Below are 11,074 nucleotides of genomic sequence, written 5' to 3'. Positions count from 1 at the left end.
CCTCCCCCTCTGTCATCTCAACCTGAGAGCTTCACCGGGTCACCCGAGGGCACCCGGCTTTCACCGTCGGTGAGAGCGGAAGCCGTCGACACCCGCCCTGCTTTCCAGAGTGACCTCGTCCGTGCGGTACGTGTGCCTGAGAGATTCCGGGGAGGATTTGCTCCTTCGGCGCCTCCGGTGACGTCCGGAGGGCTCTCCCGCACGGGGTCAGCAGCCGCTGTCAGCGTACCAGCGCGCACCCCGTCAGAACTTTCGAGTGGCCGTCCAGCCGATTGTGCCGTTCTGTAGTGCTTACGGATGAGTTTGCGACCAGTGGAGGGCCCGTGCAGACCGACATCGATCCGCGCCACCTGATCGGCCGCAAGGCGTTCGACCGCAACGGAACCCGGATCGGCACGATCGACGAGATCTACCTCGACGACGCCACGGGCGTACCGGAATGGGCGGCGATACGCACCGGACTGTTCAGCAGGGACGCCTTCGTCCCCCTGGAACCCAGCGATCTCGTCGACGGCGCCCTCCACGTCCCCTTCGAACGCGCCCTCATCAAGGAGGCCCCCGACTTCGGTGTGGGCCGCCATCTCTCCCCGGAGCAGGAACTCCAGCTCTACCACCACTACGGTCTGGACATCGCCGCTCCCGCTCCCCTCCCGGACCACGACTTCGGCAAGCTCGCGGGCAACGACAAGCCGGCCTGACCCGTCCCGCTCACCGGTTCCGCGGCCTCTTCCCTCCGCCGGCCGTCGCGCTCTCCTCCTCGTCCTCCTCGTCCTCCCCGGGTGGCCGGGGCACCAGCGGAAGCGGGTCCGCCGGCTCGAGGGCCGGGTCGTCGACGCGGAAGGTCTTCACCCGGCCCGGCTGTGAGCCGGGCGTCTCGAAGCGCACGGTCACCCGGCCGAGACCGCTGCCCTGGACCCACCCGTGCCCGTGCCCGGCATGCCGTACGTCGTGTCCGGCCGGCCAGCGCCGCTCGGCGGGCGCCTCCGGCTCCGGTGCGGGAGCGGCGTCCGTCTCCTCCTGCGGGGACTCGTCGGCGACTGCGCCCGCCGCCTGCGCGAACAGGTCCTCCTGCGTGTAGTCCGCCAGCCCGCTGACCCCGACCCCGAGCAACCGCACCCCGCCGGTCGTGTCGACCGAGTCCAGCAGCCGCGCGGCCGCCTCCCGCACCACGGCCGGATCGTCCGTGGGGCCGCGCAGGGTCTCGGAGCGGGTGAGGGTCGAGAAGTCGTACCGGCGCACCTTCAGCACGATGGTCCGGCCCGACAGTCCCGCCGCCCGCAGCCTGCGCACGCACCGGTCGGCCAGCCGCCGTACCTCCGTACCGACCCGCACCCGGTCGTGGATGTCCACGTCGTACGTGTCCTCGACCGACACCGACTTGGTCTCCCGCTCGGCCACCACGGGCCGCTCGTCCCGGGCCAGCGCCATCGCGAACAGCGCGTGCCCGTGCGCCTTGCCGAGCAGCCGTACGAGCTCGTCCTCCCCCGCCTCCGCGATCTCCTCGACCGTGTGGATCCCCGCCCGGCGCAGATGGTCACCGGTCGCCGGGCCGACACCCGGCAGGGTGCGCACGGACAGCGGGGCCAGCAGGGCCCGCTCCGTGCCCGGCTCGATCAGCACCAGTCCGTCCGGCTTCGCCTGCTCCGAGGCGATCTTCGCCAGCATCTTGGAGGCCGCGAGGCCCACCGACCCGGTGAGCGCGGTGCCCGCCCGTATGTCCGCGCGCAGCTTCGCTCCGGCCAGGCGCGCCGACCGCTCGTCCCAGGCCGTGCCACCGGCCTCCAGGTCCACGAACGCCTCGTCCAGGCTCAGCGGCTCCACGAGCGGTGACAGGGCCCGCAGCAGCCGCATCACCTGGTCGCTGATCGACCGGTAGAGGGCGAACCGCGGAACCAGATAGGCGGCGTTCGGCGCGAGCCGCCGGGCCTGTGCCATGGGCATCGCGGAGTGGACGCCGAAGACCCGGGCCTCGTACGAGGCGGTGGCCACCACACCGCGGGGCCCGAGCCCGCCCACGACCACCGCTTTCCCGCGCAGGCTCGGCTTGGACGCCTGCTCCACCGAGGCGAAGAAGGCGTCCATGTCGAGATGCAGGATCGTGGGCGCGGATCTCACGACTCCGATGCTGCCCTACGCCACTGACAACGGCCGTCCGCGGACCGCTCGAAGGGGCTCAGACCGCCTTGTTGCGCCGAGCCGCCAGTTCGTCCATCGGGTTGTGCCCGACCAGGGTCTCCCCGGTGTCGACGCGCTCCCCGTGCAGCTGCGACAGCGCGCTCTCCACGTCCCGCCACACCACGCCGACGGCGATGCCGAAGACGCCCTGGCCGCCCTGGAGCAGGGCGTGCACCTCGTCGGGCGAGGTGCACTCGTAGACCGTGGCCCCGTCGCTCATCAGCGTCATGCGCTCCAGGTCGCTGAAGCCCTGCTCACCCAGGTGCTGGACCGCGGCGCGGATGTTCTGCAGGGACACACCCGTGTCGAGGAACCGCTTGACGATCTTCAGCACGACGACGTCGCGGAAGCTGTACAGCCGCTGCGTGCCCGATCCATGGGCCGGCCGCACGCTCGGCTCGACCAGCCCGGTACGGGCCCAGTAGTCGAGCTGCCGGTAGGTGATACCGGCTGCGGCGCAGGCCGTGGGCCCCCGGTAGCCGATCTGCTCGGACGCCATGGACGCCGCCCCTCCGCTGCTCGGCACGGCCGCCGGCCGCTGTGGAGCCTGGTCGATCGCGCCGCCGCGCGAGGGATACGCCCCGCCCGGACGGAGCCGGGAGCTCTGGGGAGGGTACGGCCCGCCAGCCCCGAGACCGCGTTCCGGGGCACCCCCAGCCGTACCGTCGCCGCTGCTTCTCACGCCGACCTCCGTCCTTGACCTGCCTCCTCGAAGGTAGGCAGTCACCAAGGGTGCGTCAACGATCGCCACACTCGGCACGCCGAGTGATAATCACCCTAAGAGTGGTTTCCCGTACCCTCAGTCCGGGAAAGGCTAGCCGAATGCCCTCGGCACGGGCCTCGGCCTCGTGCCCGGGCGGCGGCCGCCGCCCTTACTGATTGCTGGTTCCGAAGTCCTCCGGCGAGATCTGGTCGAGGAACTCGCGGAACTTCTCCACCTCGTCCTCCTGCTCGTCCGGGATGGCGATCCCGGCGTCGTCGAGCACCGTGTCACTGCCGTAGATCGGCGTCCCCGTCCGCAGGGCCAGCGCTATGGCGTCCGAGGGGCGGGCACTCACCTCGACACCGCTGGCGAACACCAGCTCCGCGTAGAACACGCCCTCGCGCAAATCGGTGATGCGCACTTCAGTGAGCTCCTGGCCGACGGCTTCCAGCACGTCCTTGAACAGGTCGTGGGTCAGCGGCCGTGCGGGTGCCATGCCCTGCTGGGCGAAGGCGATGGCCGTCGCCTCCCCCGGTCCGATCCAGATGGGGAGGTAGCGGTCGCCGCCCACCTCGCGCAACAGCACGATCGGTTGGTTGGAGGGCATCTCGACCCGGACACCTACGACATCGAGCTCGTTCACACAGCAACCCTAGGCCGTGCCCGGGACGTTTGGGTAGTCGGGCAGGGAACGGGTGCCCGATCCGGCCTTCCGGCCTCCGTCGCCTCAGGGCAGCCGTATCCCGAGGGCCGCCTGCACCAGTGCCGCGTGCAGTTTCACCGTGAGTCCCGCCAGCTCCTTCGCGCGGGCCTCCGCGTGGACCCGGGTCTGCGGGTTGCGGTGACGCTTCAGCGGGGCGACGACCTGGTCCACCAGGCCGGCCTCACGGTCGGCGGCGGCCTTCATCGCCCGCAGATGACGCGGCTCGATCCCGAACCGCCCCAGCTCGGTGATGAGCCCGGCCACGGTGACCGCCTCCGCGTCGTACACCCCGTCCCCGACCGGGGCGAGCAGACCGTACGACTCCCACTCGGCGAGCACCCGCTCGTCCACGCCGGCGGCCGCCAGCAGCCCGCCACGCCCGATGCGCGCCCCCGTGGGCGCCTCGGCGGGAAACTCCTGCCCGGTGGCCTCCCCGTCACGCTGACGGCCCAGCACCGGCAGCCGGGGAGCCTCTCCGCGCTCCAAGGCCTCCAGGTGCTCCCGGATCACCTTGAGCGGCAGATAGTGATCGCGCTGCATACGCAGCACATGGCCGAGGCGCTCCACGTCCCCGGGACTGAACTTGCGATACCCCGACGGGGTCCGCTGCGGCTCGATCAGCCCCTCCGCCTCCAGGAAGCGGATCTTGGAGATGGTGACCTCGGGGAACTCCTCACGCAGCACGTTCAGCACCGCGCCGATGCTCATCAGTCCGGTGCCCGCGGCGGCGGCGCCGTCCCCGGCACCGCCGCTCGGTGTCTGAACCATGAACCTTCCCTGGGGTCCCCCGGACGGATCCGGGGAGCTCAGTAGCCCCGCTGGCTCGCGTAGAAGACCAGCCGGTACTTGCCGATCTGCACCTCGTCACCGTTGGCAAGGGCGACCTGGTCGATCCGCTCCCGGTTGACGTACGTGCCGTTCAGGCTGCCCACGTCGGCCACCGTGAAGGAGCCGTCCGGGCTGCGCCGGAACTCCACGTGCCGCCGGGAGACCGTCACGTCGTCCAGGAAGATGTCGCTCTGGGGGTGACGCCCGGCCGTGGTCAGGTCGCCGTCCAGCAGGAAGCGGCTGCCCGAGTTCGGCCCGCGGCGCACGACGAGGAGCGCGGAGCCCATCGGCAGCGCGTCGACGGCCGCCTGTGCCTCGGGAGACAGCGTCGGCATCTGCGTCTGCCCGGTCGCCTCGGCGTCGTAGGCCTCGAGACCGGAGATCGAGATCGTGGACGTCGTCTCGGAGGGGCGCTCCGGGGTGACTCCCGGCTTGAGCGGCGCGCCGCAGTTGGAACAGAAGCGGCTGTTCTCCGCGTTGCGGTTGCCGCACCTCGTACACACCAGGGCCGACATGGACGGATCCTCCTGCCGCGGCTGCCCCCCAGGGGCGTGGGACGCGTACGGGTCGGAGAACCCTCCACCCGCACCTGAGGTCGACGGTTGCCCGAAACCTATGCCGCCCGACTGCGCGGGGTCAACGGACGCGCCGCCCTGCCCGCCGCCGACCTGGTCCCGGAACAGCGGACGCTGACCTTCCGCGTCGGGCTGTGCGCGATGGCGAGCGGTCGCGTTGTCGCCGCCCTCTCGCCGCGCGCTCTTGCCGAACAACTTCCCAAACAACTTCACGGGCGATTCCCCTTGACCGAAACAGACCCGCCCGTGGGGCAGGACGAACCCTGACTGAACACATTGACCGACCCGGACATCTTCACAACGTCCGCCTCCGCCAGACAGTTTCCACCACGCACCACCCATTCGGTGCGCCGACCCCCCGCAACCTCTTGCCCTCGCCGGACGCCCCGCATGCACCCCCGGTTCACTGGGAGGACGACCGAGCGTAGTCAGGCCGCTTCACCGTCCGCAAGGCATCCACGACGATCTTGGTCGACCGCTCCACGGTAACCGTGGCCTGTTCCTTTTCGAGAGTCTGCACCACACCTCCGGGGATGTTGAGCGCCGGCTCGAGATCCTGCGGCTTGCCGATGACCTTGAAACGATAGGGCGCGGTGATCTTGTTCCCGTCCACGCCGATCCCGTCCGCGCCGGAATCGGTCAGATAGGTGCCCGCCACCACCCGCACACCGTTGACCTGGATCGCCTCGGCACCGGCCGCGCGCAGCTCCTGGATGGTGTCGAGCAGCATGTCCGCCTCGACCGTCCCCTTCGTGTCCTCGATGGTCATCGTGATGCCGGGACCCTGCGCGGCCACGGTGCCCGCCAGCACGCCGAGTTGCCGTTCCTTCTCGATCGTCTGCTTGCGGGCCTCTTCGGCCTGGTCGGAGCTGTTCTCCAGCTCGTCGCGCTGCTTCTCGAGTCCCTGCTTCTCGTCCTCAAGACGCTCTGTGCGGTCGTCGAGTTCATCGAGGATGCGCACAAGATCTTCCTGACGTGCCCCGCGCAGCGCGCTGTCGCCGTCGCTGTTCGACGCCACCTGGACGGCCAGACCGAATCCGAGTCCGAAGAGCAGGAGGGCGACGATGAGTTGGGCCCGGGTCAACCGTGGCGGCCACAGCCCGTTCACCAGCCGCTGCCGGCCCGTCAGCCCGGGCGGGGGCTCCGGAACGTCCTCCTCCGCCGGTGTGGGCGGCCTGGCGGGCACTTCGGCCGGCACCTCCGCGGGCAGTTCCCTGCGCAGCCCGGTCACGGACGAGGCGTCCGGTGCGGGCCGGGGCGGGGACACCGCCGGGCGTGTCGTCTCCTCGGGTTCACGCTCGTTCATCGGCCTCACGCCCGGAACACATGCCGACGGATCGCCGCGGCGTTGGAGAAGATACGGATACCGAGGACCACGACGACACCCGTGGACAGCTGGGCCCCCACGCCGAGTTTGTCGCCGAGGAACACGATCAGCGCGGCGACGACGACGTTCGACAGGAACGACACCACGAAGACCTTGTCGTCGAAGATGCCGTCGAGCATGGCCCGCAGCCCTCCGAAGACCGCGTCGAGCGCCGCGACGACGGCGATCGGCAGGTAAGGCTCGACGACCGCCGGAACCTCGGGCCGGACCAACAGTCCGGCCACGACTCCCACGACGAGGCCCAGTACGGCGATCACGATGTGCCCTTCTCGGTTATCGGCTGTGCGGTACGTACGGTCACGCTCGGCGCGGCGGGCAGCCGGACGTCGTCCTCCACGGAGATGGCCGTCCGGATGCCGTAGTTCTCCTGCAGCGCGTGCAGATAGAGCCCGTCCGCGCTGTTCTGGAACCGGTCGCTCAGCTCCCCGCCGTCCCCCACCGCGAGCACCGTGTACGGCGGCACCAGCGGCTTGTTGTCGACCAGTATCGCGTCTCCCGCGGCCCTGATCGCCGACAGGGCGGTGAGCCGCTGCCCGTTGATGGAGACGGCCTCGGCGCCGGACTCCCACAGACCGTTGACCACCCGCTGCATGTCACGGTCGCGGACCCGCCCGGTGTCGGAGAACCCGGAGGTCGAACGCGGGCCGCCGCCCTCGCCGCCCCCGCTCGCGTCCTTGGCGTCGTTGACCACCAGCCGCACTCCGGGGCCGTGCACCGCGACGGCACCGGACAGCATGCCCACCAGCGCGGACCGGTCACCTCCGCTGTCCCGGAGCGCCTCGCGCTGCCGGGCGCCCACGTCGGCGCGCAGTGCGTCGACACTGTCCTCGAGCTCGTCCGCGGCGTCGGTCTCCTGATCGATCCGGTCGATCAGTTCCTCGCGCTCCTTGGCGACGACGGGGGCCTCGACCCGGGCCTGTGCGGCGCCCACGGTCACGACCAGGGCGGCGAGCACCAAACCGACGGCGAGCCCCAGCTTCGCCCGGAGCGTCCTCGGCAGGCCGCTCTCGCCGACGGCCTTCCTGCGCGCGGCGGCTTCCGCGTATCCCTCGTCGAGGCTGTGGTCCATGACGTTGGTGAGCAACGACATGGAGGCGTCAGGGCGTGCGGGCCGCGCGGGTGTGCTCCGAACGGGGGGTTGCTGCGGCATGCCGCACATCGTCGCACGCCGCGGCCACTACCTCCGAACGGACCTACCGGCGTGCCGGACGGGCCCCGTTGGGGACAGTTGTCCGGCACGCCGGTACCGCTCGTGCTACCGCTCGCGCGGGCCGATCACCGTCCCGCGCTGTCCACGATCGCCGCCCACTCGTCGAGCAGCGCCTGCGCGGAGGCGTCGTCGGGCCCCTCGGCCCACAGATGGGTGACCGCCTCGGCCGGGTCGGGCAGCACCATCACCCAGCGGCCGTCGGTCTCCACCACCCGGACACCGTCGGTGGTGTCCACGAAGCGGTCTCCGGCCGCCTCCACGACCCGCCGCATGACGAGGCCCTTGACGGCCCACGGGGTCGCCAGGTCCCGCTTGAGCACATGCGCGCGCGGAATACGCGCGTCGATCTGGCTGAGCGTGAGCTGCGTCCGCGCCACCAGCCCGATGAGCCGTACGAAGGCCGCGGTGCCGTCGTAGACGCTGCTGAACTCCGGGACGATGAAGCCGCCCTTCCCGTCACCTCCGAAGATCGTCCCTTCCTCACCACCCACGCGGGTGAGGTCGTCGGGCGACGTGGTCGTCCACTCGACCTGCGTCCCGTGGTACGCCGCGACCTGCTCGGCGATCCTGGTGGTGGTCACCGGGAGCGCCACCCGGCCGCTGCGCCGCTCGGAGGCGATGAGGTCGAGCATCACCAGCAGGGACCGGTCGTCCTCGACGATCCGCCCCTTCTCGTCGACCAGGGACAGCCGCTCACCGACGGGGTCGAACCGCACGCCGAACGCGGCACCGGAGGACGCCACGATCTCCCCGAGCCGCACCAGTCCCGAACGCCGCATGTCGGCCGTCTCGGTGGGCCTGGACTCGTCGAGGCCGGGGTTGATGGTCAGCGAGTCGACGCCCAGCTTGCCGAGCAGGCTGGGCAGCACCAGGCCGGCGCTGCCGTTCGACGCGTCGACGACAACCTTGAGCCCGGACTCGGCGATACCGGTGGTATCGACATTGCGCAGCAGCGAACCCGTGTACGAGTCGTAGACGCTGGCCGGGAAGTGCAGATCCCCGATCTCGCCGGGGAACGCCCGCCGGTACTCCTGCCGTGCGAACACCCGGTCCAGCTTGCGCTGGCTGCCCTGCGAGAGGTCGGCGCCCTGTCCGTCGAAGAACATGATGTCGACGGAGTCCGGCACTCCGGTCGTGGTCCGGATCATGATGCCGCCCGCGCTTCCCCGCGCGGTCTGCTGCCGCGCCACGGGCAGCGGGACGTTCTCCAGGTCCCGCACGTCGATGGCGCTGGCCTGCAGCGCGGAGATGACCGCCCGCTTCAGCGCCCGGGCGCCGCGGGAGTGGTCGCGCGCCGTGGTGACGGTCGAGCCCTTCTTCAGCGTGGTCGCGTACGCGCCGGCCAGCCGTACGGCGAGTTCCGGCGTGATCTCGACGTTCAGGATCCCGGAGACGCCGCGGGCTCCGAAGAGGTGCGCCTGTCCCCGGGACTCCCAGATCACCGAGGTGTTGACGAACGCACCGGCCTCGATCGTCTTGAACGGGTAGACCCGCACATTGCCCTGGACGATCGATTCTTCACCGATCAGGCATTCGTCTCCGATGACGGCGCCGTCCTCGATGCGGGCGGCGCGCATGATGTCGGTGTTCTTGCCGACGACACAGCCGCGCAGGTTGCTGTGCGGGCCGACGTAGACGTTGTCGTGGACGACGGCCTTGTGGAGGAAGGCTCCGCTCTTCACGACGACGTTGGATCCCACGACCGTGTGCTCACGGATCTCCGCGCCGGCTTCGACCTTGGCGTAGTCGCCGATGTAGAGCGGTCCGCGCAGTACGGCGTCGGGATGTACCTCGGCTCCCTCGGCGACCCACACGCCCGAGGAGATCTCGAAGCCGTCGATGTCGACGTCGACCTTGCCCTCCAGGACGTCGGCCTGCGCCTTCACATAGCTCTCGTGGGTGCCGACATCCTCCCAGTAGCCTTCGGCGACATAGCCGTAGACGGGCTTGCCTTCCTTCATCAGCTGCGGGAAGACGTCACCGGACCAGTCGACGGGCACATCGGGGTCGACGTAGTCGAAGACCTCGGGCTCCATGACGTAGATGCCGGTGTTCACCGTGTCGGAGAAGACCTGTCCCCAGGTCGGCTTCTCGAGGAAGCGCTCGACCTTGCCTTCCTCGTCCACGATGGTGATGCCGAATTCCAGCGGATTGGGGACGCGGGTCAGACAGACCGTGACCAGGGCGCCCTTTTCCTTGTGGAAATTGATCAGCTCGGTGAGGTCGAAGTCGGTGAGCGCATCGCCCGAGATGACGAGAAAGGCATCGTCCTTGAGCGCCTCCTCGGCGTTCTTGACGCTCCCGGCGGTGCCGAGTGGCTTCTCCTCATTGGCGTAGCTGAGCTCCATTCCGAGCTCTTCGCCGTCACCGAAGTAGTTCTTGACGAGCGATGCGAGGAACTGGACAGTCACAACGGTTTCGTTGAGCCCATGCCTTTTGAGCAGCCGCAGCACATGCTCCATGATCGGCCTGTTGGCCACCGGCAGGAGCGGCTTGGGCATGCTTGAGGTCATGGGGCGAAGGCGGGTGCCTTCGCCTCCGGCCATCACGACGGCCTTCATGTCGGAAGCGTCCTCCTCGAAGAGACGACGGTCTGACCGACTTCACCCGCCTGGGTTGTCCCGCGCTTTTCCACCGCGGGTCATCGCGCGCCCATGCGCGAGCCAATCAGCGAGTTCATTCGGCCATGGCGTCCGCACGAACCAGGCGGCGGACTTGGACCACGTAGAGCACTCCTGCCCACCAATACAGGGTTGTACCCCATCCGGCGAACGCCCAGCCGAAAATAGCAGCGAGTGACGAGATCCAGCCAGTTCCGTCACTGAGCAGGAGCAGTGGGAAGGCGTACATCAGGTTGAAGGTGGCGGCCTTCCCCAGGAAGTTCACCTGCGGCGGCGGATAGCCGTGCCGCCTGAGGATGCCCACCATCACGAGCAGGACCAGTTCACGGGCCAGCAGTACGGCCGTCAGCCAGAGCGGCAGAATCTCGCGCCAGGTGAGGCCTACGAGGGTGGAGAGGATGTAGAGCCGGTCGGCGGCGGGGTCGAGCAGCCGGCCGAGGCTGCTGACCTGGTTCCACCGTCGCGCGAGCTTGCCGTCCAGGTAGTCACTGACGCCACTGAAGGCCAGCACCAGGAGTGCCCAGCCGTCACTCTTGGGGCCACCGAACTCGGGGCGCAGGATCAACCACAGGAACAGCGGTACGCCGACGAGCCGCGCCATGCTGAGCATGTTCGGGATGGTGAGGACGCGGTTTGTCTGGACCCGCGTCTCCTGGACCTCCACCCGGGATCCTCCTGTGGGAAACGTGTCGATGATGCCCTCCGACCCTACCTCAACGCAAAAAAGCTCTGGCTCTTGGGCTGTACGCCCAAGAGCCAGAGCTCTATTAAGAATTGTTCGGCGGCGTCCTACTCTCCCACAGGGTCCCCCCTGCAGTACCATCGGCGCTGTAAGGCTTAGCTTCCGGGTTCGAAATGTAACCGGGCGTTTC

General features: G+C 69.5%; 11 protein-coding genes, 1 rRNA gene and 1 riboswitch. Of the genes, 1 reads left to right on the top strand and 11 read right to left on the bottom strand.

Annotated features, from left to right (window positions below):
• Positions 1-114: 114 nt before the first annotated feature.
• Positions 115-210: riboswitch (glycine riboswitch) on the bottom strand.
• Positions 211-323: 113 nt separating this feature from the next.
• Positions 324-698: a PRC-barrel domain-containing protein gene (locus IF28_RS0102685; protein ID WP_030213243.1), complete on the top strand. Its 375-nt coding sequence runs from the start codon at positions 324-326 to the stop codon at positions 696-698.
• Between the two features lie 10 nt (positions 699-708).
• Here IF28_RS0102685 and IF28_RS0102680 read toward each other — a convergent pair whose 3' ends face one another.
• The 11 genes from IF28_RS0102680 to rrf all read right to left on the bottom strand — a co-directional run.
• Entirely contained in the window at positions 709-2,115 is a 1,407-nt protein-coding gene (locus IF28_RS0102680; RefSeq protein WP_030213241.1) for a DNA polymerase IV, read from the bottom strand.
• A gap of 58 nt (positions 2,116-2,173) precedes the next feature.
• Entirely contained in the window at positions 2,174-2,857 is a 684-nt protein-coding gene (locus tag IF28_RS0102675) for a MerR family transcriptional regulator (protein WP_078620817.1), read from the bottom strand.
• A gap of 190 nt (positions 2,858-3,047) precedes the next feature.
• Complete coding sequence (locus IF28_RS0102670; RefSeq protein ID WP_004934251.1) at positions 3,048-3,521, bottom strand: bifunctional nuclease family protein; 474 nt, start codon at positions 3,519-3,521, stop codon at positions 3,048-3,050.
• A gap of 84 nt (positions 3,522-3,605) precedes the next feature.
• On the bottom strand, positions 3,606-4,349 hold the full coding sequence (locus IF28_RS0102665; protein WP_030213238.1) for a MerR family transcriptional regulator: 744 nt from the start codon (positions 4,347-4,349) through the stop codon (positions 3,606-3,608).
• 38 nt (positions 4,350-4,387) lie between these two features.
• Positions 4,388-5,326: an FHA domain-containing protein gene (locus IF28_RS37395; RefSeq protein ID WP_078620816.1), complete on the bottom strand. Its 939-nt coding sequence runs from the start codon at positions 5,324-5,326 to the stop codon at positions 4,388-4,390.
• 61 nt (positions 5,327-5,387) lie between these two features.
• Positions 5,388-6,290 carry a DUF881 domain-containing protein gene (locus tag IF28_RS0102655; protein WP_037892453.1) on the bottom strand — a complete coding sequence of 301 codons (903 nt, stop codon included), beginning with the start codon at positions 6,288-6,290 and terminating at the stop codon, positions 5,388-5,390.
• 5 nt (positions 6,291-6,295) lie between these two features.
• The gene (locus IF28_RS0102650) at positions 6,296-6,628 is read right to left on the bottom strand and encodes a small basic family protein (RefSeq protein WP_003988855.1); all 333 of its coding nucleotides are present in this window, start codon (positions 6,626-6,628) and stop codon (positions 6,296-6,298) included.
• The gene (locus IF28_RS0102645) at positions 6,625-7,530 is read right to left on the bottom strand and encodes a DUF881 domain-containing protein (RefSeq protein ID WP_078620815.1); all 906 of its coding nucleotides are present in this window, start codon (positions 7,528-7,530) and stop codon (positions 6,625-6,627) included. The genes IF28_RS0102650 and IF28_RS0102645 overlap by 4 nt, the downstream gene beginning before the upstream one ends.
• A 116-nt stretch (positions 7,531-7,646) precedes the next feature.
• Positions 7,647-10,142, bottom strand: coding sequence for a mannose-1-phosphate guanyltransferase (locus IF28_RS0102640; RefSeq protein ID WP_030213226.1), 2,496 nt, complete (start codon positions 10,140-10,142; stop codon positions 7,647-7,649).
• A gap of 115 nt (positions 10,143-10,257) precedes the next feature.
• Positions 10,258-10,866, bottom strand: a complete 609-nt coding sequence (locus IF28_RS0102635) for a CDP-alcohol phosphatidyltransferase family protein (RefSeq protein WP_030213223.1) — start codon at positions 10,864-10,866, stop codon at positions 10,258-10,260.
• A 112-nt stretch (positions 10,867-10,978) separates the two neighbouring features.
• A 5S ribosomal RNA gene (gene rrf, locus IF28_RS36870) occupies positions 10,979-11,074 on the bottom strand; the annotation flags it as partial.

This window comes from Streptomyces sp. NRRL WC-3626 (assembly GCF_000718785.1).
Classification (GTDB): Bacteria; Actinomycetota; Actinomycetes; order Streptomycetales; family Streptomycetaceae; genus Streptomyces; species Streptomyces edwardsiae.
This window is presented reverse-complemented; position numbering and strand designations above follow the sequence as displayed.